24 protein-coding genes are annotated in these 26,591 nt (G+C 44.6%); 14 read left to right on the forward strand and 10 right to left on the reverse strand.

All coding sequences use genetic code 11. The features are described 5' to 3' along the window. Positions 1–44 precede the first annotated feature (44 nt). The 3 genes from dnaG to rpsU form a co-directional block, all read right to left on the reverse strand. A complete protein-coding gene (dnaG, locus tag Q5H80_RS01825; RefSeq protein WP_304568040.1) occupies positions 45–1,796 on the reverse strand; it encodes a DNA primase in 1,752 nt (583 codons plus the stop codon). 119 nt (positions 1,797–1,915) lie between these two features. Further along, positions 1,916–2,359, reverse strand: coding sequence for a GatB/YqeY domain-containing protein (locus Q5H80_RS01830; protein WP_017106852.1), 444 nt, complete (start codon positions 2,357–2,359; stop codon positions 1,916–1,918). 25 nt (positions 2,360–2,384) lie between these two features. Beyond that, positions 2,385–2,600 (reverse strand): 30S ribosomal protein S21, encoded by a 216-nt coding sequence (gene rpsU / locus Q5H80_RS01835; RefSeq protein ID WP_004396009.1) that lies wholly within the window; start codon positions 2,598–2,600, stop codon positions 2,385–2,387. A 258-nt stretch (positions 2,601–2,858) separates the two neighbouring features. On the opposite strand from rpsU, the gene tsaD reads away from it, so the two are divergent. Next, positions 2,859–3,875, forward strand: a complete 1,017-nt coding sequence (tsaD, locus tag Q5H80_RS01840; RefSeq protein ID WP_010434613.1) for a tRNA (adenosine(37)-N6)-threonylcarbamoyltransferase complex transferase subunit TsaD — start codon at positions 2,859–2,861, stop codon at positions 3,873–3,875. A gap of 160 nt (positions 3,876–4,035) precedes the next feature. Then, positions 4,036–4,851: an alpha/beta fold hydrolase gene (locus Q5H80_RS01845; protein WP_304568156.1), complete on the forward strand. Its 816-nt coding sequence runs from the start codon at positions 4,036–4,038 to the stop codon at positions 4,849–4,851. 91 nt (positions 4,852–4,942) lie between these two features. Here the strand turns inward: Q5H80_RS01845 and plsY are convergent, their stop codons facing one another. Further along, a complete protein-coding gene (gene plsY / locus Q5H80_RS01850) occupies positions 4,943–5,539 on the reverse strand; it encodes a glycerol-3-phosphate 1-O-acyltransferase PlsY (RefSeq protein WP_009847793.1) in 597 nt (198 codons plus the stop codon). A 138-nt stretch (positions 5,540–5,677) separates the two neighbouring features. On the opposite strand from plsY, the gene folB reads away from it, so the two are divergent. Genes folB through Q5H80_RS01865 form a run of 3 tightly spaced genes read left to right on the forward strand, consistent with a single transcriptional unit; the run spans position 5,678 to position 7,336 of the window. Beyond that, entirely contained in the window at positions 5,678–6,037 is a 360-nt protein-coding gene (gene folB, locus Q5H80_RS01855) for a dihydroneopterin aldolase (protein ID WP_017080233.1), read from the forward strand. Next, on the forward strand, positions 6,034–6,516 hold the full coding sequence (folK, locus tag Q5H80_RS01860) for a 2-amino-4-hydroxy-6-hydroxymethyldihydropteridine diphosphokinase (protein WP_304568161.1): 483 nt from the start codon (positions 6,034–6,036) through the stop codon (positions 6,514–6,516). Before folB ends, folK begins: the two co-directional genes overlap by 4 nt. A gap of 16 nt (positions 6,517–6,532) precedes the next feature. Continuing rightward, on the forward strand, positions 6,533–7,336 hold the full coding sequence (locus Q5H80_RS01865) for an undecaprenyl-diphosphate phosphatase (RefSeq protein ID WP_304568163.1): 804 nt from the start codon (positions 6,533–6,535) through the stop codon (positions 7,334–7,336). A 93-nt stretch (positions 7,337–7,429) separates the two neighbouring features. On the opposite strand, the gene Q5H80_RS01870 is transcribed toward Q5H80_RS01865, so the two are convergent. Then, positions 7,430–8,746, reverse strand: a complete 1,317-nt coding sequence (locus Q5H80_RS01870) for a multifunctional CCA addition/repair protein (RefSeq protein WP_304568165.1) — start codon at positions 8,744–8,746, stop codon at positions 7,430–7,432. A gap of 36 nt (positions 8,747–8,782) precedes the next feature. On the opposite strand from Q5H80_RS01870, the gene Q5H80_RS01875 reads away from it, so the two are divergent. Further along, the gene (locus Q5H80_RS01875; RefSeq protein ID WP_304568167.1) at positions 8,783–10,471 is read left to right on the forward strand and encodes an ExeA family protein; all 1,689 of its coding nucleotides are present in this window, start codon (positions 8,783–8,785) and stop codon (positions 10,469–10,471) included. Then, positions 10,471–11,388 carry a general secretion pathway protein GspB gene (locus Q5H80_RS01880; protein ID WP_304568168.1) on the forward strand — a complete coding sequence of 306 codons (918 nt, stop codon included), beginning with the start codon at positions 10,471–10,473 and terminating at the stop codon, positions 11,386–11,388. Before Q5H80_RS01875 ends, Q5H80_RS01880 begins: the two co-directional genes overlap by 1 nt. A gap of 132 nt (positions 11,389–11,520) precedes the next feature. Here Q5H80_RS01880 and Q5H80_RS01885 read toward each other — a convergent pair whose 3' ends face one another. The 3 genes from Q5H80_RS01885 to Q5H80_RS01895 form a co-directional block, all read right to left on the reverse strand. Beyond that, positions 11,521–12,132 (reverse strand): TIGR04211 family SH3 domain-containing protein, encoded by a 612-nt coding sequence (locus tag Q5H80_RS01885; RefSeq protein ID WP_017098289.1) that lies wholly within the window; start codon positions 12,130–12,132, stop codon positions 11,521–11,523. A 205-nt stretch (positions 12,133–12,337) separates the two neighbouring features. After that, entirely contained in the window at positions 12,338–13,600 is a 1,263-nt protein-coding gene (locus Q5H80_RS01890; protein WP_135444471.1) for an inorganic phosphate transporter, read from the reverse strand. Positions 13,601–13,728: 128 nt separating this feature from the next. Beyond that, positions 13,729–14,409: a TIGR00153 family protein gene (locus Q5H80_RS01895; protein WP_029223984.1), complete on the reverse strand. Its 681-nt coding sequence runs from the start codon at positions 14,407–14,409 to the stop codon at positions 13,729–13,731. Between the two features lie 207 nt (positions 14,410–14,616). On the opposite strand from Q5H80_RS01895, the gene Q5H80_RS01900 reads away from it, so the two are divergent. Then, positions 14,617–16,134: an inorganic triphosphatase gene (locus Q5H80_RS01900; RefSeq protein WP_304568176.1), complete on the forward strand. Its 1,518-nt coding sequence runs from the start codon at positions 14,617–14,619 to the stop codon at positions 16,132–16,134. Between the two features lie 39 nt (positions 16,135–16,173). On the opposite strand, the gene Q5H80_RS01905 is transcribed toward Q5H80_RS01900, so the two are convergent. Further along, entirely contained in the window at positions 16,174–16,923 is a 750-nt protein-coding gene (locus Q5H80_RS01905; protein ID WP_304568178.1) for a potassium channel family protein, read from the reverse strand. Between the two features lie 97 nt (positions 16,924–17,020). On the opposite strand from Q5H80_RS01905, the gene Q5H80_RS01910 reads away from it, so the two are divergent. The 3 genes from Q5H80_RS01910 (at position 17,021) to hldE (ending at position 22,988) form a co-directional block, all read left to right on the forward strand. Further along, positions 17,021–18,277: a methyl-accepting chemotaxis protein gene (locus Q5H80_RS01910; protein WP_304568180.1), complete on the forward strand. Its 1,257-nt coding sequence runs from the start codon at positions 17,021–17,023 to the stop codon at positions 18,275–18,277. Between the two features lie 254 nt (positions 18,278–18,531). Beyond that, positions 18,532–21,381 (forward strand): bifunctional [glutamate--ammonia ligase]-adenylyl-L-tyrosine phosphorylase/[glutamate--ammonia-ligase] adenylyltransferase, encoded by a 2,850-nt coding sequence (glnE, locus tag Q5H80_RS01915; RefSeq protein WP_304568182.1) that lies wholly within the window; start codon positions 18,532–18,534, stop codon positions 21,379–21,381. Between the two features lie 176 nt (positions 21,382–21,557). Next, positions 21,558–22,988, forward strand: coding sequence for a bifunctional D-glycero-beta-D-manno-heptose-7-phosphate kinase/D-glycero-beta-D-manno-heptose 1-phosphate adenylyltransferase HldE (hldE, locus tag Q5H80_RS01920; protein WP_304568185.1), 1,431 nt, complete (start codon positions 21,558–21,560; stop codon positions 22,986–22,988). Between the two features lie 82 nt (positions 22,989–23,070). Here hldE and tolC read toward each other — a convergent pair whose 3' ends face one another. Then, positions 23,071–24,396, reverse strand: coding sequence for an outer membrane channel protein TolC (gene tolC / locus Q5H80_RS01925; RefSeq protein WP_304568187.1), 1,326 nt, complete (start codon positions 24,394–24,396; stop codon positions 23,071–23,073). Between the two features lie 226 nt (positions 24,397–24,622). Here tolC and nudF point away from each other — a divergent pair, with 226 nt between their 5' ends. From nudF to cpdA, 3 genes are read left to right on the forward strand one after another with little or no spacing between them, the layout of a single operon-like run. Further along, positions 24,623–25,252, forward strand: coding sequence for an ADP-ribose diphosphatase (nudF, locus tag Q5H80_RS01930; RefSeq protein WP_304568188.1), 630 nt, complete (start codon positions 24,623–24,625; stop codon positions 25,250–25,252). A gap of 4 nt (positions 25,253–25,256) precedes the next feature. Next, entirely contained in the window at positions 25,257–25,697 is a 441-nt protein-coding gene (locus tag Q5H80_RS01935; protein ID WP_009848962.1) for a DUF1249 family protein, read from the forward strand. 59 nt (positions 25,698–25,756) lie between these two features. Next, on the forward strand, positions 25,757–26,581 hold the full coding sequence (gene cpdA, locus Q5H80_RS01940; protein ID WP_304568191.1) for a 3',5'-cyclic-AMP phosphodiesterase: 825 nt from the start codon (positions 25,757–25,759) through the stop codon (positions 26,579–26,581). Positions 26,582–26,591 lie beyond the last annotated feature (10 nt).

Genomic DNA, 26,591 nt, shown 5'->3' on the forward strand with positions numbered 1-26,591 from the left:
AATTATGTTAACAAATTTATTAAATGCTGACTAATCAAACAGGGTTACGCTTTTAGATCTAGCATTAAAGCTAGTAGCTCCCTTTTTTCTTCGGCTGATAAACCGACACTTCTTGCTTTGGCCTGCAGGTTTTCAATTTGTTTTTCAACGCACTGGGCAAGTATATTGTCCAGTGAGTCTAAAAATATGTCTTCTTGATTGTCTTCGTCGAGGGGGATTTCCCAGCTCGCGAGACGAGACAGAAGAGCCTCATGTTTATTGTGTCGCCAATGCTCTAATAATTGGCCTGTGTTGATATGGGGATGCGCGTGGCATTTATCAAGTACTTCGACGAATAAACTTAGTCCAGGCAATTGTAAGCCTTTGACACTTGATAAATCCGGTACCATATCAGCATAGCTCGGATTTTGGATAAGCAAAGCGATAACTTCTCGCATTGGAGTGCGTTTCAGTTCTTTATGCGGTTGAGATGTCGGGTTCTTAGTATGAACACGAGCTCGTCTTAGTTGGTTATCAAAACCAGTACGCTCATCCAATAATTTTTCGAGCAGTTCTTGGAAATAACTGTCAGGGATTCTGTTAATCAAGGCACTTGCGTGTGCTCGCAATGCCGACTTCCCTTCCGTTGTTCCTAAGTTCAACTTGTGTATCTCAATAAGATTATCGAACAAGTAAGTAGAAAGCGGTGTCGCATTCTGTACCAGTTGTTCGAAGGCCTCTTGGCCATTTTCTCTTATATAGCTATCTGGGTCTTCGCCGTCGGGTAAAAATAGAAACTTGAGCGTGTTACCTGTTTTCAGGTATTCAAGCGCATTTTCGAGTGCGCGCCACGCCGCTTCTTTACCTGCTCGGTCACCGTCGTAACAACAAACCACTGTGCTGGTTTGGCGGAACAACATTTGAACGTGGTCACCGGTTGTCGAGGTGCCGAGTGATGCCACTGAGTAATCAACACCATATTGCGCTAATGCCACGACATCCATGTAACCTTCAACCACAAGTATTTGAGGCGGTTCACGGTAGGCTTGCAGCACTTCATAAAGGCCGTAAAGCTCTTTGCCTTTATGGAAGATAGGCGTTTCTGGTGAATTTAGGTATTTCGGTGTTCCGTCTTCTAAGACACGCCCACCAAAACCAATCACTCGACCGCGACGATCGCGAATCGGGAACATGACACGCCCACGGAATCGGTCGTATCGGTTGCCTTTATCGTTTTCTATCAACATGCCGCCAGTAACGAGCATGTCTTGGGCTTCTTTTTGTTGCCCAAAGTTCTTACGAACCAAGTCCCATTCATCAGCGACGTAGCCAATGCCAAACTTCTGTACGATTTCACCAGACAGTCCACGATTCTTTAGGTAATCAATCGCAGGTTTGTTGGCTGATATTTTCAGTTGAGAGCGGTAAAAATTACTGATGCCGCCCATCAAATCGTAGAGGTTACGTTTTTGTTCGCTGTTGGCTCTTGGTGCCGTGGATATTTCACCACTGCGCTGTTCTCTAGGAACATCAAGGCCTAAAAATGAGGCAAGTTCTTCAATCGCTTCAACAAAGTCGAGACGTTCGAACTCCATAATGAAGTCGATGGCATTGCCATGCACGCCACAACCAAAGCAGTGATAAAACTGTTTTTCTTGGCTTACGCTAAAAGAAGGGGTCTTCTCGTTGTGAAATGGACAACAAGCACCATAGTTTTTGCCTTTTTTCTTAAGTTTCACGCGTGCGTCCACAATATCGACAATGTCGAGACGCGCTAGGAGATCATCGATGAAACTACGCGGGATGTGTCCTGCCATAAAACCTTAGAAAAATGCACTAACTGAGAGTGTGGATAATAATAGTTTGAATAGGTTACAGATACAAACAAGCCGTGCGTTCCGAAGGATTGCACGGCTTGTTGCAATTTGATTTGGGATTAAGCGAGTTTAGAACGAACTAAACCACTAACTTTTCCCATATCTGCACGCCCTTGAATTTGTGGTTTCAAGATAGCCATTACTTTACCCATGTCTTGCATGCCCGCAGGTTGAGCTTCCGCGATTGCGCTATCAAGTAGTGCAACAACTTCTTCTTCAGTTAACGGTTGAGGCATAAAGCCTTCAAGTACAGTAATTTCTGCTTTTTCCACGTCAGCAAGATCTTGACGATTTGCTGATTCATATTGAGCAACAGAATCGCGACGTTGCTTAACCATTTTAACTAATATAGCAATTATGTCGTCGTCGTTCAGAGTGATCCGTTCGTCAACTTCACGTTGCTTAATTGCTGAAAGAGCTAAGCGGATAGTGCCAAGGCGCGGTTTGTCCTTGGCTTTCATCGCTAATTTTTGCTCTTCTTTGAGTTGTTCAATAAGAGCCATAACTCAGTCCTTATGGATTAAGTTATTAGTACAGGCGAACGCGACGTGCGTTTTCGCGAGCTAGCTTCTTAGCGTGACGCTTTTGAGCTGCTGCTTTAGCGCGTTTGCGAACTGTAGTTGGCTTTTCGTAATGCTCACGACGACGCACTTCAGAAAGGATACCTGCTTTTTCACAAGAGCGCTTGAAACGACGTAGTGCAACGTCGAACGGTTCGTTTTCACGTACTTTAACTATTGGCATATGCCTTTCACCTCAGGGGTTATTCATTATCGCTGGTCACTCAGTACCAAATCAGAGAAGTTACCCATCGAGCTAACTCTCTATTCGCGTTTGGCCATTAACCAGCTTGATCAAAAATGGTGCGGAATTTTAATCCGATCACAGTGGCTTTGTAAAGCACTTTGTCGATTATAGTCTGTACAATATTTGTTTGAAGAGCTTAGGCAGGGTAATATTGCGCTAATTTCCCATTTTAGACGAAAGCGTGCCGAGAAAATTATGCGCATTATTGGTATTGAAACCTCTTGTGATGAGACAGGAATTGCGATTTATGATGATGAGCAAGGCCTGCTTTCTCATCAATTATACAGCCAAGTGAAGCTGCACGCCGATTATGGTGGTGTGGTTCCTGAGTTGGCATCGCGTGACCACGTAAAAAAGACCATCCCACTGATTAAAGCGGCATTGGCTGAGGCTAATCTAACGTCAAAAGACATTGATGGCGTGGCTTACACTGCAGGACCCGGTTTAGTTGGCGCTCTTCTGGTTGGCGCAACGATCGGTCGCAGTATCGCTTATGCTTGGGGTGTACCAGCTGTACCTGTTCACCACATGGAAGGTCACCTTCTTGCTCCTATGCTAGAAGATAACCCGCCACCATTCCCATTTGTTGCTCTGCTGGTTTCTGGCGGACATACCATGATGGTAGAAGTGAAAGGCATCGGTGAGTATCGAATCCTTGGTGAATCGATTGATGATGCTGCCGGTGAAGCGTTTGATAAAACCGCGAAGTTGATGGGCTTAGATTACCCAGGTGGCCCGTTGCTGTCTCGTTTAGCAGAAAAAGGCACACCAGGTCGTTTTAAGTTCCCGCGTCCAATGACCGATCGTCCAGGACTCGATATGAGTTTTTCTGGTCTAAAAACATTTGCTGCGAACACCATTCGTGCGAATGACAACGACGATCAGACACGCGCTGATATCGCTTACGCTTTCCAAGAAGCCGTTTGTGCGACCTTGGTAATTAAATGTAAGCGTGCCTTGGCGGAAACAGGCATGAAACGTATAGTGATTGCTGGTGGCGTAAGTGCCAACAAACAGCTACGTATTGAGCTTGAAGCGCTGGCGAAGAAAATCGGTGGTGAGGTTTACTACCCGCGAACTGAGTTCTGTACTGATAACGGTGCCATGATTGCTTACGCTGGTATGCAACGCCTTAAAAATGGTGAAACGGCTGATTTGTCTGTTCATGCCACGCCGCGTTGGCCTATTGACCAACTAGAGCCAATTGCTTAACTAGTAGCAATCGTTCAGCGAGAAACAGTCGATCAACAAAAGCTAAGCGCAGAATAAACCATAGTATTTCGATAAACGGTCGCTGAGTGCGGCCGTTTTTATATCCTAGCTTACCGACTATATGTCGATAAATAATTGTTGATAGAGATTAGGGAAGAAAATGAATAAGTTCACTGTAGATAACCAGTCGATGGCGTACCTAGATGAAGGTCAAGGCCCTGTTGTTGTACTAGGCCACAGCTACCTTTGGGATAGTGCAATGTGGAAGCCGCAGATCGACGCATTAAAAACTCAGTATCGCTGTATTGTTCCAGAGCTTTGGTCTCATGGTGAGTCTCAAGCTGCACCAACTTCGATGCGTAACTTGAAAGATTACGCTCAGCATGTTTTGGATCTACTTGATCATTTAAAAATCGAAGAGTTTTCCGTTGTCGGCCTATCTGTGGGCGGTATGTGGGGAACTGAGCTAGCGGAGTTAGCACCTGCACGAATCAAGTCTTTGGTACTTATGGATACCTTTGTTGGTTTAGAGCCAGAAGTTGCCCATGTTAAATACTTCAGCATGTTAGATACCATCACTCAAACCAAAATGGTTCCTCAACCGATTGTTGAAGCCGTGGTTCCACTGTTCTTTGCCAATGACGCTCAAACAAACTCACCAGCTTTAGTGGAAGGCTTTACTCAGAAATTATCAGCTCTTAAGGGTGAGAACGCTGAAGAAGTGGCTCGAATCGGTCGAATGGTCTTTGGACGTCGCGATATGATTGAAGCAGTAGAGAGCTTTGCACTGCCGGTTTTGATCGCTGTAGGGCAAGAAGATAAACCGCGTCCGGTACTTGAGTCATACCTAATGCACGATTGCATTACGGGCAGTGAGTTGGTGGTGATTCCTGGTGCTGGTCACATTAGTTCGCTAGAGCAACCAGAGTTTGTGAACACAATGCTGAAGACGTTTTTAGATAAACATCTGCTGTAAGCTTTAAATATTGAATAGTATTGTTCGACAGAGATTTACGTTGGTTTAAACGTATCTCAGTTTAAAAATGGTTCGGCTTAGACATGACAGTTTAAGCCGATTTTTTTTGTCCAAGTTTTGGTTCGCTGCCATCGAGAAGGCGGCGGATATTCTGATGGTGACGTAAGACGATCAAACAACACAACATGGCCACTGGCAGTGTGTATTGAGGTTTGACTAACCAAGCGTAGAAAGGTGCGAGCAACACAGTAACCAGTGCAGCTAAAGAAGAATAACGAAACAAAAATGCCACAACCAACCAAGTCGCCATGATCATGCCTGTTAGATCGAATCCAATTGGAGCGATAGCTCCGAGTGCCGTTGCGACGCCTTTACCACCTTTGAAGTGGAAGAATATTGGATACATATGGCCAAGACAGGCTGCGATCGCCACAACTCCTAGAATGATGGGATCTATCTTGAGGTAGTAGCCAAGCCAAACAGGAATGGTGCCTTTAAGCATGTCACAAAGCAGAACGGCTGCAGCGGCGCCTTTGCCGCCCACGCGAAGCACATTGGTTGCACCGGGGTTATTGGACCCCACTGTTCTTGGATCTGGAAGTCTTAAGACTCGGCATATCAAGACCGCACTAGAGATTGAACCTAGTAAATAGGCAGCAATAATCATGATGAGTGCCAATGGGGTCATGTTTTTCCTTAAACGGTTATAAGCCTAACGATGGGAAAATAATGCTCAATCTAAGAGTAATTGATATCATATCTGGAATTACACAAATAATACGTTTTTTTCCCCGGTATGGGTATCCGACCTCTAAAAGGACAAGTCATGGCATTGGATAAAGTTTTCATTGAACAGCTAGAAGTAATTACAACGATCGGTGTTTACGATTGGGAGCAAGAGATTAAACAAAAACTTGTGCTTGATATTGAAATGGCTCATGACAATCGCCCAGCAGGTAAGAGTGATGATGTTGTTGATGCTTTGGATTACTCGACAGTGAGTACTGCGGTACTTGAGCACATTGCTAATGGTCGATTCCTACTGGTTGAACGTGTGGCAGAAGAAGTCGCTGAATTAATTATGACTCAGTTCTCAGTGCCTTGGATTAAAATCCGTCTAGCGAAGCCTGGCGCAGTACCACAAGCAAAAGCAGTGGGTGTGATCATCGAAAGAGGTCAAGCATGACAATAGCCTATGTTGGTGTTGGCACGAACATAGACCGCGACAAGCATGCAAAGGTGGCATGGACTGAGCTTCAATCATTAGGGGTTAACCTAAAATGCTCGAAGATCTATCACTGTGAGCCTGTGGGGTTTAACAGTAATCCGTTTTACAATTTTGTGGTAGAGCTCGACACATCACTCTCATTGACTGAATTTTCACAGCACCTCCGTGAAATCGAGTTTAAATGGGGTCGCCCTCAAGATGCCCATAAGCTTCAAGATCGAAAGCTCGATCTTGATATTGTGCTGTTTGGAGAGGTGGTTTCTGAGAGCGAGCCAGAATTACCACGCAGTGATATCTATAAATATCCTTTTGTAACACAGCCACTTTATGATCTTTGTCCTGCGAGAGTGATCCCGACAGACGGACGAACCGTCAGTGAAATATGGCAGAATATGCAGCAATTAGACTCGCTCTCTGTCGTTGATATAGCACTATAATTTTTTAAGGTAAGTCATGAGTTATTTTGAAGCGTTTATGCTGGCCTTGGTGCAAGGCTTTACTGAATTTTTACCTATTTCCAGTTCTGCGCACTTAATCCTTCCTTCTGCCGTGTTAGGTTGGGAAGATCAAGGTTTGGCCTTTGATGTGGCTGTCCATGTCGGTACTTTGGCTGCCGTTGTTATCTATTTCCGCAAAGAAGTGGTCTCTCTTTTGAGCGCATTCTTTAGTTCGGTATTTAAAGGCGATCGCAGTAAAGAAGCAAAGTTGGCGTGGATAATCATTCTCGCAACGATTCCTGCATGTATTTTTGGCTTGTTAATGAAAGATATTGTTGAGCTTTACTTGCGTAGTGCGTGGGTGATCGCGACAACCACCATTATCTTTGGTCTATTGCTATGGTGGGTGGATAAGAACTCAAGACTGCGTGATGACGAATATCAAGCCGGTTGGAAAAAAGCTTTATTCATTGGCCTAGCTCAGGCAATGGCAATTATCCCTGGTACGTCTCGTTCTGGCGCGACGATTACTGCAGCGCTTTACCTTGGTTTCACGCGTGAAGCCGCGGCTCGATTCTCTTTCTTGATGTCTATCCCTATCATCACTCTGGCTGGTGGTTACTTAGGTATGAAGTTAGTAACCAATGGTGACCCTATCCATGTTGGCACCTTGTTGACGGGTATCGTGGTGTCTTTTATCAGTGCTTATATCTGTATTTACTTCTTCTTGAAGCTCATCTCACGTATGGGTATGACACCGTTTGTTATCTACCGCTTGATTCTAGGTTTTGGTCTGTTTGCTTTCTTGATGCTGCAGTAATTAACGTCGACAACTGTCTCGTCCTACAGATTGAAACGGAAAAACCCGCTTAGTCGCGGTTTTTTTAATACATGGTAATCAGCGTTATGGCGATTAACTATCAGCGAGTTCTAATAGGGCGCTCTCAATCGCGGCAGCTCTGCGCCTCTCTTGTTCTTCTCGAATGTCTTTACCTTGAAAACCATCGGCAATAATCGTTTTAACTTCGACTTGAAGTGCTGCTTGGTAAGCCACTTCAAAACGCGCTTTCTGAGGGTAAGGCTGATCTTCTAATCCTTTACGACCAGCATGATCGGCTTGGCAGCAAAGCAGTATATCGTCGAGTCTATCTGGCTTACGCCAAACATCGAACTTGTTGAGAACCTTGAGGAAGGTGGTTGGCTTTAGCTCGCCTGCACGATGGATATTGGAATGCTGCTCGCACACTAACAACGCGAGGTCTCTGAATTCATTGGGCACTCTGACTCTTTCACACAGCTTCTTAATGATTTTTAAGCCTGTATGGCAATGCATTTTGTGGCTTGGCCACTCGCTTTCTGGTGTTACGCCTTTACCTAAATCATGCACTTGAGCGGCAAAGCGTACTGGTAACGATGGGCTTAGTAGTGCTGCTTGTTGAGCCACCATTAGCGTGTGAATGCCCGTGTCGATCTCAGGGTGCCATTTTTCAGGTTGAGGTACGCCAAATAGAGCGTCAAGCTCCGGCAAAACAACCGCTAATGCGCCACATTCTCTTAAAACGGAAAGGAACACCTCAGGGTGTGGCGTGCTAAGAGACTTGTGCCACTCCTGCCAAACTCGTTCGGCAGTGAGGTGTGCCAGCTCACCAGATTGGACGATCTCACTCATCATCAGCATGGTTTCAGGTGCAACCGTGAAGCTAAGATGGTGAAGCTTGGCGGCGAAGCGAGCCACACGCAGCACACGAAGAGGATCTTCAACAAAAGCGTCCGAGACGTGTCTTAGAATGCGGTCATCAAGATCTTGCTGACCATGATAAGGATCGTAAAGCTGGCCTTTGTCATCTTGAGCGATGGCGTTGATCGTTAGATCTCGACGCATCAGGTCTTCTTCTAAACTCACGTCCGGAGCAAAGTAACACTCAAAACCTGTGTAACCCGAACCTGATTTCCTCTCAGTACGAGCCAGTGCGTGCTCTTCTTTGGTTTTTGGGTGTAAGAATACAGGGAAATCTTTCCCGACAGCAGTAAAGCCAAGGTTTTCCATCTCTTGAGGGGTACTTCCTACCACGACCCAATCTCTATCATAACTATCAATATTGAGCAGCTTATCGCGTACCGCTCCACCGACTAGATAGCGCTGTAGCCCATTGTCTTTTGGTAGGCTATCGTATATTTGCAACTTATCACCTCGAAATGTTTTATCACTGCTGGACTTTACTGCGAGCAATGGTACTTTCCATTAATCGTAATTATAGGGCAGCACATGTATAAGGAATATTTTGGCTTCGTTGAGATGCCATTTTCGATTGTACCAAATTCTCGCTATTTGTTTTTGAGTCAGCGTCACCAAGAAGCGATGCAGAACCTACAAGCCGGTTTAGGCGAAGGTGGGGGCTTTGCGATGCTTACTGGTGAAGTAGGTACAGGAAAAACAACGGTCGCCAAAGCGATGTTGTCATCACTCGATCATCAGACTCAAGCCGGCCTTATACTCAACCCTACGTTTTCCAATTCAGATTTACTTGAAGCTATCTGCGATGAGTTTGAGGTCGAATACCCTGAACAAGCGTCGTTAAAACAGCTGAGTCAGGCAATTTATCACTTCTTGCTTGATAGCCATGCTGAAGGCATTCAAACCTTATTGGTGATCGATGAGGCCCAACACCTTGCAGCTGATGTGTTGGAGCAGCTACGCCTTCTGACCAATTTAGAAACCGATAGCCGTAAGCTATTAAAGGTGCTGTTGGTTGGCCAACCTGAATTACAGCAACACTTACAAACCACACAGCTACGTCAACTCGCGCAGCGGATTACAGGTCGCTATCACTTATTACCTCTTAATATCGAAGAAACGGGTAAGTACATCGCGTTTCGTTTGGAAACGGCTGGTGGTGAGCAGATGTTGTTTTCGAATCGTTCAATCAAGCTTATCGCCCAATATACTCATGGTATTCCAAGGCTCATTAACTTGGTGTGTGATAAAGCGCTGCAATTGGCTTTCCATGATGGTGATAAATCACCGAGTAATGAAACGGTTAACCGAGCTTGTCAGCAGGTCATGTCCTTTCAGGCCGATGTGTATCACGTCGAGAAAACTCGTGCCACTCATGTAGCCCCAAAATTACTCCAATACGCGGGGATTGCCACATTAAGTGTCGGCCTTGCAATCGTGACCTTTAACTTCGCCCCAACCTATATTAGTTCATGGATGCCTGCGGATACTTCCAGTGAAGTGAAAACGGAAGTAGCGGCGAATACTCAACGCTCATTTGTGGCTGAAACACCGATATTGGATGATAAATCTATATCGGTTCAAGATCTCAAGGCTTCGAAGTTTGCACTACCACAAGATGTTCAGAATCACTTAAAGCAAGGGAATAATCAAACGCTTGCAATTAGGGACCTATACACACTTTGGGGATATGAATCCTCGCTTCGTGATTGGCTATGTTTGAGTGAACAACAAAGTGTATTTGTCTGTGAGCAACGTCAAGCTGATTTAGAAGCTTTGATTGAACTTGGAGTACCAGTGGTTCTTAATTTGGAACTAGGTCAAGAGCCCGTGTTTGCCGTGCTTTATGGGATGTCTGAGGATTCAGTAGAGTTATTGGTTGACGAAAAGTTGCTCGTAATGCCCAAGCGCTCTTTAGAGCAAATATGGCAAGGTGATTATATTTCTATTTGGAAGCAGCCGTTAAGAAATACGCTCAAAGAGGGAGAGCAAAGTGAAGAGATTGCTTTACTTGATCTACTACTTTCCGAAGTGCTAGGTGAATGGGTGTCTGGAAGTGATGTGTTTGATGATGAGTTAAAGAGGAAAGTCGAAGCCTTTCAAGTTTGGCAAGGTATGTTTGTTGATGGTATTGCGGGAGAGCGAACTCTATCAAGCTTACAGAGATTAGCTCAACTTGACTCTCCTAAGTTGGTATCATTCGATGGAGGATCAAACTAATGTCGCGCACACTGTATGATCTTAAACAGACAAAGTTTAAAGGTTACCAAAACCATCAGGTTATTAGCCCTACAACAAGAAAGAGTCATAAGCGAGGTTCATCGTTAGCGAAAGCACTACTCTTTATTTTAGTGCCTTCTTTGATGGTGGGAGCGGTGCTGTCATACCAATCATATCAGCAACAAAATTTACACCTAGTAAGCCAAGTGCTTAATTCTAGGGCGCAGGGTTCAGAAAACCAATCAGGTTTTGATGCTCAAATGGGGGAAGCGAGTAAACTGGCTGTGAGTAAAGTTTCGGAGGCGGTCACGTTGTTTTCTATTCGCACCGCACCAGCAGGTCATCCGTTAAAAGTATTACCACGTAAAGATATGTATGCGCAGGTCGAGACGGGTCAGGATAGCATGGTTGACGATTTAAATATGATGTCCTCGAGTGCTGGCCATTCTATAAAGATGGAAAGGCATTCTGAGCCATCGCCTATTCAACGACCAATTAAACCAGAAGTAAGGAAAGAGAGCAGTGCTTTGCAATCCGACAGTGATTTACTGAAAGGGTTAGACCTCACCGAGTTGCCACCCGATTTAGCATTGAAACTAGAATCAATGATGGGAGAGCAACCGGTCTCACCGGAACCGATGGATTCTAGACCTGTGGGGAGTATGGATTCTCAGGTCATAGGTTTAGAAACACATGGTAATAGACTGTCTGGTGTATTACCTAAGTTAGACCTACAAACTCATATGTACTCGAGTAGTGAAACTAAGCGTTGGGTCAAAGTGAATGGCCACGAAGTCGCTCAAGGGGAGTGGATCGAGCGGGGTATTCAGTTGCTTGAGATTAAACCACAATCGGTAATCATTGAATTCAATCAGCAGAAGATAGAAATCCCAGCTTTGTATGAGTGGAAAGGTTAGTACTATAGATATTATTTACTGTGACCGATGTTAGCGCTGAGACTTGAGTGATAAATCCAGACAAATAAAAAGGAGCACCTCGGTGCTCCTTTTTGATATTCGATACTGAATCTACTGTACCAAATGCGAGGCTTACGCCCAGCCGTTTGGTGACTTTCTACGACGAGGCATGATGTGTGGCAGAACAAGGCCAAGAAGTAGACCAATACCCGCAACACCACCACCGTACATGAAGTACTTCAATAGTAAGTCATCTTTTTGAGTATCTAGTTTAGCGCGTAGTTGACGGTTCTCTGTTTGAGAGCTCGTTAGCTGTTGGCTAATCTCACTATAGTTCTGCTCTAGTTCAGCAATCTGCTTGTTACGAGAGTCTAGAGAGCTTGCGAGACCTGCTTTTTCACTATCAGCACTTTGGCGAGCATTTGCCAGTTTGCCTTTTACTTCAGAGAGCTCTTTCTCTAGCTTAGGCATGCGCAGCGCCATACTTTCTTTTGTGCTTACGAACTTACTCTCAACCCAACCTTTGCGTCCTCGGCTATCTTGAACTTGAGTGTAACCCGTGCTCTTGTTAGTTTGCAGGTAGGTGATTTTCTCACCGGCATCAATACTACCTATGATACGGAAAGTATTGTTTGGGCCAGAGTGCATATAAGTAAATAGTTTGTCAGCAATATAACGGTCTTGAGCAAAGGCAGCTGGAGCCGCAAGCATTGCGAACAAAACTAAGCTAATCAGTTTTTTCACAGTAAATCCTTTAACGATTCAAATTGGGTAGGCGTATGAGTCAGCCTCAATGAGCAAATAATATTTAGTTTTTTTATATGGTGCAACAAAGAAGGGAGGCAAAGCCTCCCTTTCTGTGCGTTTGAGTCAATAATGACATGGTATTTACATATCTTTACTGAAGCTCACCGTTTTCTGACGCTAATATTGACTAGCGTCAGGGCTATTACATAGTAAACATAGCCTGAATTGCGTAGAAGAATACAACAGCAAGTAGAGCACCTGCAGGTAACGTCACAATCCAAGAAGCTACGATGTTACGCACAACGCCCAGGTTTAGAGCTGCGATACCACGAGCAAAACCTACACCTAGAACCGCACCAACCAATGTTTGCGTGGTTGAAATCGGAAGGCCAGTACCTGAAGCTAGTACAACCGTACATGCCGTTGCAAGCTGTGCAGCAAAGCCACGGCTAGGAGTTAGTTCTGTAATACCAGTACCAACGGTAGCCATTACTTTATGACCCATTGTTGCAAGACCAACAACGATACCAATACCACCTAGTGGAAGAATCCACCATGCGATAGTGCTCTTGCCTGAGATTTCACCCATGTGCTCAACCGTTGAAACAACCGCTGATAGTGGACCAATCGCGTTGGCAACATCGTTTGAACCGTGTGCGAATGCCATTGCACAAGCCGTGATAACCATTAGTACGCTGAAGATACCTTCTACGCCAGTAAAGCCGTGGTCTTCTTCGCGGTTAGCAAACTTCTTCTGAATGTATAAGTAACCGCCAACCATGACGACAGCAGAAACACCTGCAGCCCATAACCATGCTTCAGTACCGCTTAGATGAAGGCCAACGTGCTTAAGGCCTTTCTTGATAGTTACAAGTGCAATGACCATTGTTGTAATAAACATATATACCGGTACAAAACGCTTCGCATTGAATAGCGGGTTTTCTGTATCGAATATCAGTCGCTGGGCACTGACAAATATGAGATAGGCGAAGATACCGGAAATCAATGGTGTGACAATCCAACTTCCCACAATGCCTTGAACACTGTTCCAATCTACAGCTTCAGTACCCACAGACACACAAGCAAAACCGATGATTGCACCGATGATTGAGTGAGTCGTTGATACTGGCCAGCCCATGTATGAAGCTAGAAGTAGCCATGTACCAGCCGCTAGTAGTGCAGACATCATACCGTACACAAGTACGTCAGGTTGATCTGCAAACAGAGATGTTTCGATAACACCTTTACGGATCGTGTCTGTTACTTCGCCGCCCGCAAGGTAAGCACCTGCGAATTCAAAGATCATTGCAATAATGATCGCTTGTTTAACGGTTAGAGCTTTAGAGCCTACTGAAGTGCCCATTGCGTTCGCAACGTCATTTGCACCAATACCAATAGCCATCAAGAAACCGAAAGCTGCTGCAACAATAATCAGGACAGTGCCGTAGTTAGCAAGGATATCCATCGTAATACCTAGTTGTTTGATAACAAGCGGAACAAATTTAGACGCAAAAAACCGCTCAGCGAGAGAAATACTCAGCGCATAAGTGGTTTGTTCAAAAAATGCTCTTCGTTATATGGTTAACGTATGATTTAAGATCGAGAAAGCATTACTTCAAGACGAGCGCCTACACGCTGTGCTTGATCTGCAATACCACCAACCCATTCAAGAATTTTGTATAAGAACATGATATCAACTGGATTCAGACCATCTTCAATCGCCATTAGTTGTTGGCGTAGTTCGATCTGCATCGCGTCCGTGTCATCTTCAATTACATCTAATTGATGAATCATTTCAGCAACGAGTGTTACTTCACGGCCTTTAAAGCCCGTTTCAAGTAATTCGTCTAGTTCATTGATTACGTTTTGTGCTTGGTTCGCTGCATCTAGACAACGTTTAACGTAAGCGATGAAGTTTTCTTGCATAGGAGCAGGAATGACAAGTTGACGACCATATACACGGCCAGCAATGTCTTTCGCTAGATTTGCTAGTTTGTCTTGTTGAGTTAATAGCTCCAACATATCGGTGCGATCAACTGGCATAAACAAACCGCGAGGAAGTTTAAGGCGAATTTCACGTTTTAGTACGTCAGCTTCTTTCTCAAGGTGAGAAATTTGAGCTCGAATTTCTGATGCTTTCTCCCAGTCACCTTTTGAAGAAACTTCAAAGAAATTAACTAGGTGAGAACAACATTCGTTCACGCATACTACGTGACGCTGCAAAGGTTTAATTGGGGACTTTGCAAATAACCCCATAATTGTATTTACTGGCATGGTCATCCAACCTAATAAATAATAACCTTAAAACAACATACACCATATTCATGGTGAAATGTTAAGCGATGGCTACAAAGTCGCGCATGTTAACCTAATCAATGTCTCATTAAAACTGTTTTAGATCATCATAAGGGCGATATTTCTGACTTGCTGAGTTTTCAAATTGGCAATATCCTGTCCCTATCTTCACAGAAAGGTATAACTATGGAAACCGAGATAGAACTGAAGTTTTTTGTTTCTCCTGATTTTTCAGAGACTTTACGCAATAAAATTGCTGAAACTAAAGTACTTCAGCACAGTTGTCGTGAGCTAGGTAACATCTACTTTGACACCCCCGATAACTGGCTACGTAAGCATGATACTGGCTTGCGCATTCGACGCTTTGATGACGTATTTGTACAAACCGTAAAGACGGCTGGTCGTGTGGTTGCAGGCCTGCATCAAAGGCCTGAATACAATGCAGAACATGACAGCAATGAACCTAAGCTAGCCCTGCATCCAGAGGACATCTGGCCAGCGGGTAAAGACATAGAAACGCTGCAAACTGAACTTACTCCTCTATTTTCTACCAACTTCACGCGTGAGCAGTGGTTGATTGGTATGCCTGATGGCAGTCAAGTCGAGGTCGCATTCGATCAAGGTTTTGTTGAATCAGGCGAACTGCAAGAACCGATTTGCGAAGTCGAATTGGAGCTTAAGTCTGGTCAAACGGATGCTCTATTTACCTTGTCTCGCCAGTTCTGCGAACAAGGTGGCATGCGTTTGGGTAACCTAAGCAAAGCTGCTAAGGGTTACCGCCTTGCTCAAGGTTATCAAGGAGATGAAGTCACTCCTTTGACCTTAGTTGATACTGATAAAAGTGATACTGTTGAATCGTGTTTCATTCAATCTTTAGAGCATGCTCTCGCTCATTGGCATTATCACGAGCAGATCTTCACCGAGCGCCAATCCATTGAAGCGTTACATGAGATCAGTCACTCGCTGAGTTTTATTCGTCAAACCTTCACTATCTATGGTGGCATTGTCCCAAGACGCGCGAGTGCTATTTTACGCCAAGAGCTTAAGTGGCTTGAGCAAGAGCTCGACTGGCTAAAAAGCTATGACCACTTCGAAGACTTGCTCGAAGATAAAGGCCACGTGCTACGTAAGCTTGATGCGCGTAAGTTCTTGGTCGCTGAACTTAAAGAGATGCAAGAGCAACTTCCCGATCGCGAAGAGCTGCTTACCTTGTTGAGCTCTGCTCGCTATACCGGGTTATTGTTGGATCTGAGCCGCTGGATTTTGTCTCGTGGCTGGCAACCTTTCTTAGATGAAAAAGCACGTGAACAAATGGCACGTGGTATCGAATGGTTTTCGGTTAAGCAGCTCGATCGTACATGGGCCGACTTGATGGAAGCCTTCCCGCCAGAGCGAGTAATGACCAGCCAAGCGTATATTGATCAGCAATACCGTTTGATGAGAAACCTATATTCTGGTGTGGGTTTCGCGAGTTTGTATAATGACGATGAACGAAACAGTTTCCGCTTGCCATGGGCCGATATGGTGCAAGGTATTGACGATTTGCTGGCACTTAAAACATTAGAGCCTTTGACTGAGAAGTTGGAAGGTGATGAGAAGGTTCAGCTAGAGCGTTGGTTAGCTCGCCAAGAGGTGTCTATTCTGCATGCGATGGAACAGACACGCCAAATAAGCGTAGAAGTTGAGCCGTATTGGCAAGATTGAGTTTCATAACAATATGAAATTGAAAATAGGGCTTCGGCCCTATTTTTTTGTTTGTTGTTCTAGCTTTTCTAGTCGTTCGAGAATTTTCTGTTGTTGCTCAATGATCTTCTCAAGGTGCTTCTCTTTGTTTTCAGCTCGTTGATTGTCATGGTTAGTTGGGGAGGTGATCAAAGAAGTAATCAGCCCTGAAATCATACCAAAAACACCCACACCACAAATGATCACCAGAGAAGCAACTAACTTGCCTGAGCTCGTTACTGGATAATGATCGCCGTATCCCACGGTACTAATCGTTACGAAAGCCCACCATAAAGCATCTTGGCCAGTGGTAATGTTGGCATTGGGATCCTTGTGCTCTAGCAGCAGTATTGTTCCTGCACCTATGGTCAGGAGAATAACCAATAGCAAAATAATTGAAGCGAGTGTCGTTTCTTTTCGATTGCGAAACAGCTCTCTGAAAACTCGTTTTCCTGACCGAAGAACGAGAATGACACGCAAAATCTGAAAAATGCGAGCGAATCGCAGGGGCTCGACCATAGGGATGCTTGCCAAGAAATCGATCCAGTGTACTTTTAGATATTCTTTCTTATTTTGTGATCTGAATAGATCAATAGTGAGCTGAAAAAGAAAAACACTACAGATTATAAAGTCTAGGCCGATAAGAACTTGTTTCGATTCTTTATCAATCGGTGCAAACAATAAGCCTGAGATCACAAATAACGCTAAGAAAGAGAGAATCAGTGATAATAAGCTCATCGGCTTAGTGGCGTCTTTGATACTATTTAACATTCATACGAGGCTCAAAATAAATCGCGAACTTTGACTGACATAGCCATCTCGCGGATATAGAAGCCATCAATATATAAGAGTTAATGGAGAACTGACAATGACTAAACTGTCATTCAAGCCGTGGGAAAGGATTATCTCAGACATCCGTCTCGTTCCAAAAATGATCATGCTGATGGTTTTCAGCACTATCTTGATTATTTCGAAGCAGCTATGGGACGCAAGTGCGTTTTACGATTCATTACTTGCAGTCACCAATAATGCACAAGTTGCACAGCAGCATTACGAGACTTACCTAGTTCAAGTGGCTTGGCAAACAGCCTTGATGATCATTGTGTTTGTGGTTCTTCTATTGGCGGCAGCGCGCGTTATGCTTCGCCAAACTCAATACCTCAATGACGCCATTAAAACGATGGCCGATAAGAACCTATCAGTGCCTATTCATATGGATTGTAAAGATGAATACGGTGATGTGGCACGAGAACTAGAAAAAACTCGAGTCCAGTTGAATGACATGATCAAAACTCAGGTGGCCTCTTCTGATGAATTGTTTGCCCTGACGGAAGTGATGACCATCAGCATGTCAGAAACCAAAGACTCCGCTCAGGAAGAATTTAACGAAATCGACCAATTAGCGACAGCAATGAGCGAGATGACCTCTACTGTGCAAACCGTGGCTGAACACGCGCAAAGTGCTTCTTCTCTTACTGAGCAAGCATCAGGTCAAGCACTGACAGGTCAGAAGTTCGTTCAAGGTTCTGTTTCTAAGATGAGTGAGCTTTCTTCGGACATCGCAGCCTCTGCAGCAGCGGTAAACCAAGTAGAAGAGCGCGTAGACTCGATTGGCAGTGTGGTTGGTACTATCCAAGGCATTTCAGAGCAAACGAACCTATTGGCTCTGAACGCAGCGATTGAAGCGGCACGTGCCGGTGAAGCGGGACGTGGTTTTGCGGTTGTTGCCGATGAGGTTCGTAACCTTGCGCAACGTACTCAGCAAGCGACAGTAGAAATTCAAGATATGATTAGCCACCTACAAAGCAGTGCTAACTCGGCAGTAGAGTTGATGGAAAAGAGTGTTGTTGAAGCCGCTGAAGGCGTAGAACTAGTGACTAACGCTGGTTCTGAGCTTGATGGCATCGTAAGTCAGGTAAACCAGATTAATGATATGAACTTCCAGATCGCGACTGCTGCTGGCCAACAAACGAGTGTCGCGGAAGAGATGAGTGTCAACCTGACCAATGTTCGTGAGCTTGTTGAAGCCTCTGTAGTGGTGGTGGGTGAGCTTCTCGAGACTTCTGAGATCATGGAAAGCAACGCGCAAGAGTTAGACGGTAAGATTAAGCAGTTTAAGGTTTAATCTCCCAGTTCTCGGTCTGAGCTCTAGTTCGTAAGGTCTAAAGGTTTATTCCTAGAGGTTTGGCCACGGAGACTTGTTATTAGAGATAAAGGCTTTACTTGATAAGTTCACTGATAAAACGCCCACATTGCTAATGTGGGCGTTTTTTATTGGCAGAACTTTGGTATAACTAATCATTAGTTTTTAGAACTCGTTATTGAAGAACTGAACCGACAAGCCAATTGTTCGGTGCGCAGTTTACACAAGGAAGAAACATGCCATTGCCTTCTCTACTCGTCACTCATTCCCAGTCTGCTTTTGATCAATTATTAGAGCATCAAAGTGACGCCATTAACACTTGGCCTGAGTCACTGATTGCCGAGCTCAAGCGTGTATTAGGCTTGAGCTGTTTTGTTGGTGATTGTTTACAGCGTGACTCGATTTTATCCAGCTCCTTGCCTGAGATGTTGAGATGCCAAGAGCGCGCGGAAGGATATCGTAAATGTTTGGCCGAGTTACTTTCTGGTTGTGCTGATGACATGAGCGGTCAACGTGTACTGCGTCAATTCCGTAATCGAGAGATGACCTACATTGCTTGGCGTGACTTTATGGGCTCATGGAATTTAGAACAGAGTTTAAGTCATTTGTCGATGCTAGCAGAGGCGATGATCTTCGAGACCTATCAATGGCAGTATGATATTTGTTGTAAAGAGTGGGGCACACCTTGTAACGAGCAAGGTGAAGCGCAGCCTATGTTGATCATAGGTATGGGCAAGTTAGGTGGCGGTGAGTTGAATTTCTCTTCCGATATCGATCTGATTTTTACCTACCCTGAGAATGGCGAAACCCAAGGAGCAAGAAGAAGTATCGCTAACGCGCAGTTCTTCACGCGTTTGGGGCAACGTATTATCAAGGCGCTTGATCAGCAAACCTTTGACGGATTCTGTTATCGAGTCGACATGCGCTTGCGTCCATTCGGGGAGAGCGGCCCTTTGGTCATGAGCTATGCTGCTCTTGAAGATTACTACCAAGAACAAGGCCGTGACTGGGAACGCTACGCAATGGTTAAGGCGCGAGTGATGGGCAGCGAAATGTACCCTGAATACCAAGAGCTCCGCCAGATGTTGCGTCCGTTTGTTTTTCGTCGTTATATTGATTTCAGTGCCATCCAATCTTTGCGTCGAATGAAGTCGATGATCAGTAGCGAAGTGCGACGTCGTGGCTTATCAAACAACATTAAGCTTGGCTCTGGTGGTATTCGTGAAGTCGAGTTTATTGCTCAAGTCTTTCAACTGATTCGTGGTGGACGTGAACCGAGTCTTCGTGGTCGAGGTTTGTTGGATACGTTAAGTGCGATTGAATCTCTTCATTTATTAGAAGCCGAAGAGGTCGGTCACTTACGTGAGGCCTACCTGTTTTTACGCCGCCTTGAGAACCTATTACAAGCGATGGCTGACAAGCAAACTCAAACCTTACCTGATGGTAATTTAGAACAGTTGCAACTTGCTGTCGCTATGCAGTTCGCGGATTGGGAGAGTTTGATTGCGGCAACCCGTACTCATATGGCGAATGTTCACACCGTATTCGAAGACCTGATTGGTGTTGATGAAGATGATGCTAACCCAATCGCGAGTCACTTTAGTGAGTTGTGGGATATGGCTCATAAGCAAGATGTGATTGAGCAGGTTCTAGAGCATGACATCGCGATTGCTAACCCGCAGCAAGCGGTGAAAACCATTATCCAATTCAAAGCTGATTTGGCTAAGAAAACCCTTGGTCCACGTGGGCGAGAAGTTCTGAATCGATTAATGCCTAAAGTGTTTCAAGCGCTGTACACCGCCAAAGATGCCGAGTTTGGTTTGTCGCGAGTGCTGCATCTGCTGCAAAAAATAGTGACGCGTACCACGTATCTTGAGTTATTGGATGAGCACCCTGCAGCCCTCACTCAACTCGTTCGCCTGTGTACTGCGAGTCCGATGATTTCGGAGCAGCTTGGGCGTTACCCAATTCTGTTAGATGAACTTATTGATCCTCAGCAACTCTATAATCCCGTGCCTTTAGAGTCTTACAAGACCGAGTTGCGTGATTACCTAGCCCGTATTCCTGAAGATGACATGGAGCAACAGATGGAAGGCCTGCGTCAGTTTAAGCAGACTTGTATCTTGAGAATTGCTGCCGCTGATATTGCGGGCGTTCTACCGGTCATGAAGGTAAGCGACCACCTAACCTATTTAGCAGAAGCGATTGTTGAGGCTGGTATCAACCAAGCTTGGTTACAAGTGACAGCCAAGTTTGGGGAGCCTACCCACGTTAAAGATCGTGAAGGTCGTGGCTTCGCCGTGGTTGGTTACGGCAAAGTCGGCGGTTGGGAGCTTGGCTATAACTCCGATCTCGATATCGTATTCATGCACGATTGCCCGGTACATATCTATACTGATGGTAAAAGAGAGATCGACGGACGCCAATTTTATCTGAGATTGGCGCAGCGCATTATTCATATTTTCTCGACCAGAACTGCTTCCGGTATTTTGTACGAGGTCGACACTCGCTTGCGCCCTTCAGGTGTCTCTGGTCTATTAGTGAGTCCAACCGATGCCTTTGATGAGTATCAGCACAATGACGCGTGGACTTGGGAACACCAAGCTTTGACTCGTGCTCGTATGATTTATGGTGATGACTTATTAGCATCTGCGTTTAATAAAACACGGCATGAAGTTCTATGCTTGTCACGAGATGAAGCTGTACTTAAAAAATCCGTTGTCGATATGCGTGAAAAAATGCGCGGGCACCTCGGTGGAAAAAAAGCCGATCGATTCATGCTGAAACAAGATGCGGGTGGTATCACCGATATTGAATTTTTGGCGCAATATTTAGTACTTCGATACAGTAATGAAAAACCTAAGTTGACTCGTTGGTGTGACAATGTACGAATCTTTGAAAGTCTTTTGTCACAAGGGATCATGGACGAACAGCAAGGCATGGCATTAACTAATGCCTATACAACATTAAGAGATGAAATCCATCACCGCAATCTACTCAACCTTGATGCGGACGTGGCGATTGATAAATTTAAAATGGAAAGGGAACATGTCGTTCAGGCATGGAAGCAATGGATGGAAGCGTAACGGAACTATTTCTTAACGGTTACGTCATTATCATTTAGTGATCGCTTATCGACTTCTTAGCTGCTTATTAGCTACTAGAGTATCTATTGAGTTAGGCTTTCACTCATTTTTCTATGGTTTAGCCACTGTAATCAGTGTGCTAGACTCTAGCCAGATTCGATTTTTGGAGATCCACAATGAAACCAATTCTACCTGACTACAGCCAATCAGGCGTTCTTGTTGTCGGTGATGTAATGCTTGACCGTTACTGGTATGGCCCTACTGGCCGTATTTCACCAGAAGCACCTGTGCCCGTTGTTAAAGTAGAAAATAACGAAGAGCGTCCTGGTGGTGCTGCCAACGTAGCAATGAATATTGCCTCTCTTGGTGGTCATGCTCATATCGTTGGTTTGACTGGAAAAGATGAGCCAGCTGAGGTGTTGAAAAATACCTTGGGTGCATTAAAGGTTAAATGTGATTTTGTTGAGTTGGACGATTACCCGACCATCACAAAATTGCGTGTCATGAGCCGTGGACAGCAGTTGATCCGTCTTGATTTTGAAGACAAATTTGAGAACACGGATCCTGAACTTGTTTTATCTCGCATGGAGCAAGCACTTCCTAATGTACGTTCGGTAATCTTATCTGATTATGCGAAAGGTGCTTTGGAGCATGTGCAGAGCTTTATTCAAAAAGCGCGCGCAGCGAACATTCCTGTGTTTATCGATCCTAAAGGTGCAGATTTTGAACGCTACCGTGGTGCGACATTACTTACGCCAAACATGGCTGAGTTTGAGCTGGTTGCCGGTAAGGTTAAGTCTGAAGATGAAATGATCGAAAAAGGGCTTGCGTTAATCGAAGAGTTTGATTTTGAAGCCTTGTTAGTGACTCGTAGTGAGCATGGCATGACATTGCTCCGCAAAGGCGTAGAACCATTCCACTTACCGACCCAAGCGAAAGAAGTGTATGACGTTACTGGTGCTGGTGATACGGTTATTTCAGTATTAGCAGCTTCAGTTGCAGCAGGTAAGCCACTTGATGAAGCGTGTGCATTAGCCAACGCTGCAGCTGGCGTGGTAGTCGGCAAGCTAGGTACATCGACGTTGTCTACGATTGAGTTAGCGGAAGCGATTCATGGTAGCCAAGATACTGACTACGGTGTTATCTCTGAAGCTGCTCTAGTTGAAGCGGTGAAACGTGCTCGTGCGAAAGGCGAGAAAGTCGTTATGACTAATGGCTGCTTTGATATCCTGCATGCGGGACATGTCTCTTACATGAACCATGCTGCTGAGTTAGGTGATCGTTTGATCGTTGCTGTGAATACGGATGAATCAGTGAAACGCTTAAAAGGCCCAGGTCGTCCTGTGAACCCAACCGATCGTCGTATGGCGGTACTGGCTGGTTTAGGTGCGGTTGATTGGGTTGTTCCGTTTTCTGAAGATACACCGCAACGTTTGATCTCTGAAGTTCTTCCAAGCATTCTTGTGAAAGGTGGTGATTATAAACCTGAAGAGATTGCTGGTGGTGCGGAAGTGATTGCGGCTGGCGGTGAAGTTAAAGTACTTAACTTTGAAGATGGTTGCTCTACGACTGAAATCATTAAAGCGATTAAAGGTGGTCGCGGTTAAGCGCTCAACTAATTATTGATAATAAAAATGCCGCTCAATGAATGAGCGGCATTTTTGTAACTGTAACTTGAGTAATTAAGATTTACTTACTTGCGACTTTTAGACCTGCGTTTACATCAACAATGTCTTGTTCGCTTAGCGTGCCAACGGCTTGACGAAGCTGAAGTACACTTAGGATGTAGTTGTAGCGAGCATCTGAAAGGTTCTTGTTGGCATCGTATAGACGACGAGTTGAATCTAGTACGTCAACGATAGTACGAGTACCTACATCAAAACCTGCTTCTGTAGCTTCTAGAGCCGACTGAGCAGAAACAACAGACTGTTCGTAAGCGCGTAGCGCACCAATTGAAGCACTGATGTTGTTGTTGAATGCACGAACGTCTTTTACAACGCTACGGTAAGTCGCTTCAAGATCTTCACTTGCTGCAACGTAGTTGTATTCAGCCTGTTTAGTCAAAGAAGTTGTACTACCACCAGTATATAGAGGTACAACTAAATTTAAGCCGACGTTTAGGTTATCTTGATCGTAGTCTTGAGAGCTTTTTGACTGATCTGCAATAGAGTAATTACCGTCTAAGGTTAGGCTAGGTAGGTGGCCAGAACTTGCTAGTGTGATGTTATCTTTAGCGATGTCTTGATCAATACGTGATGCCAATAGCTTCAGGTTTTTCTCTTGTGCTTGCTCAACCAGTGCAACAGCAGATTCAGAAGACTTGCTTGCTGAGAAACGGTCTGTATCTAAGATGTTTAGATTAGAGTGCTCTTGACCAGTGATTTCACGTAGACCTTCGTAGTTATTAATCAGAGTGTTCTCTGCTAAAACTTCGTCAGCCAACACACCATCGTACTGAGCTTGTGCATCATGTACATCGGTGATTGCTGAAAGGCCAACTTCAAAGCGTTGCTTAGTTTGTTCCAATTGACGAGCAACCGCGGCTTTTTCTGCACGAACAAACTCTAAGCTATCTTGAGCACGAAGTACTTCGAAGTAAGCGGTAGCAACACGAAGGATCAGAGCTTGTTGCTCTGCTGCGTATGAAGAATCGGCTTGGCGAGCTTTTTTCTCTGCTGTATCTAGCGTGATCCAAGAAGAGCGTTTGTAAAGCTCTTGCGTGAAGCCGACACCTACGCCCCATTGATTGTTGTCAAGATCAGTTGTACCAGTAGCGTCGTAGTCACGCTCACCGCGATTGATATCATAGTTCGCGTTCAGGTTGATTTGTGGTAGCAAAGAGCTACGGCTTGACGTTACTGCTTCAAAAGCGGCATCGCGCTTCGCTGCTGAACGAAGAAGTTGAGGATCGTTCTGTTTTGCTTGGTCGTAAACCTCAGCTAGCGTATCAGCGAAAGCTGACGAACTCAGGCTGCCAATTGCTGCACTGATAAATAGTGGAAGCAGTTTTTTCATTTTCCTATTCCTGCCTTTAATGGAATTTTCTTTAAAAGAGTTTAACCCAGTTTGGTGGTAATTTACTCGAAACTTTGCACTTTTTTACAGTTAACTGTCCACTTGTGCAATATTTATTTTTTAAAACTTAACTTTAATTATAAGTTTTATACTAAAAGTTGAACCTTATCCTTGGTAGTTAACTCGGACAATGAGTAAACTATAAGATCACTTAGTGAGGTACCAAATGCAACAGTATGACAATCAACGACATGAGTTTACTCCGCAAGATGTGGAAATAGTCTCAAAAGAGACGCTGTTTCGTGGTTTTTTCAAAATGGTTAAATACACATTTAAACATAGACTGTTTGAGGGCGGCTGGAGCCAACCAATCGAGCGTGAGATGTTTGAGCGTGGACATGCTGCCGCTTTGCTACCTTATGATCCTGTACGTGACGAAGTCGTGATCGTTGAACAGATCCGTGTCGGTGCTCTAGAGCATGAGTACCCGTGGCAATACGAAATTGTTGCGGGGATTATTGATACCGATGAATCATCACAAGATGTTGCTCGTCGTGAGGCGATGGAAGAAGCGGGGGTCGAAGTCGGATCTGTATTGCCTATTACTTCGTATTATCCTTCATCCGGCGGTTGCTCAGAAAAGCTCGACGTCTTTGTTGGTTGTGTTGACGCCACGACAGCAAAAGGGGTTCACGGATTGGATTACGAAGGTGAAGATATTCGTGTACAAGTGATGAGTCGCGAAGCCGCTTATCAGTTAGTAAAAGACGGTGTGTTTGAAAATGGCGCCACGATCATCGCGCTGCAGTGGCTACAATTGAACTACCAAGAATTACAGTCAGAGTGGATAGATTAACGTCATGCCAAATATAGCAGTCAAAAAACCGTATCATGTCGATCTGGCTGAATTAATGCGAGTTTACGAGACTAACTATGCCAAACTTAATGCTTTGTTACCGGTTGAGCATGAGGTGGGTGACGTTCGCTGTTACCAAGCCGTTAATATGGTGTATCAATTGACAGTGAATGAGGTCACAAAATACACCACATTAATAGATATATGTCAGAGTGACGCGATGCCAGTGTTTCCTTTGCCAAAAATGTCTGTCAGGCTATATCACGACGCTCGAGTTGCAGAAGTGTGCGCTAGCGGGGATTTTTCGCGAGTCAAAGCAAAATATGACTATCCCAACACAAAACTTCTGCAAAAGGATGAGAAATTTCAATTGAACAAATTTCTTGGGGAATGGTTAACGTTTTGTTTAAAAACAGGTATCAGCCGAACTCCAGTTTCTTTTTAATTGAGCCTATTTAAAAACACTTTTAAAGTCTAAACAGTAACGTATCTGGATTTGTTATTTTGGAATTATCACACACTTCAAAATTTGATGAGAGCAGTATTAAGCTTGTACAGCTAACGGACACGCATTTATTTGCGCCGAGCAATGGCAGCTTATTAAGCATCAACACTCAAGATAGCTTTCGTGCTGTAGTCGATGCCATTGTTAGTCAGGGCTTTGACTATCAAGCGATTTTGGCAACCGGTGATATTTCTCAAGATCACAGTGCTGAGTCGTACCAAAAATTTGAGTCAGGAATTCAACCTTTGGATAAGCCGTGTTACTGGTTGCCAGGGAATCATGACTTCAAACCGAATATGGGCAGTGTTTTACCATCACCACAAATACAGTGCGTTGAGCATGTCTTGCTAGGCAATAATTGGCAGATGGTGATGCTGGACTCGCAAGTGGTTGGTGTGCCTCACGGACGTCTCAGTGATCAACAGCTTGATCTACTAGAACAAAAGCTAACCGAATTCCCCGAACGTAATACCTTGGTTCTGCTGCACCATCATCCACTATTGGTTGGCAGTGCATGGCTGGACCAACATAATCTGAAAGATGCTGATCAATTTTGGGACGTGGTTCAACAGCACACCAATGTGAAAGCGGTACTGTGTGGTCACGTTCATCAAGACATGAATCGAGATCATCATGGTGTACAAGTCATGGCAACACCGTCGACTTGTGTGCAATTCAAACCTAACTCAGATGACTTTGCGGTTGATACTTTGTCGCCTGGTTGGAGAGAGATTGAATTGCATCAAGATGGATCAGTAAGCACGCAAGTTCGCCGTTTACCTCATGGACAATTCTTACCTGATTTTGAAGCGGCAGGTTATTAATGAAGGTTGC

This window comes from Vibrio sp. SNU_ST1, assembly GCF_030563405.1.
Taxonomy (GTDB): Bacteria; Pseudomonadota; Gammaproteobacteria; order Enterobacterales; family Vibrionaceae; genus Vibrio.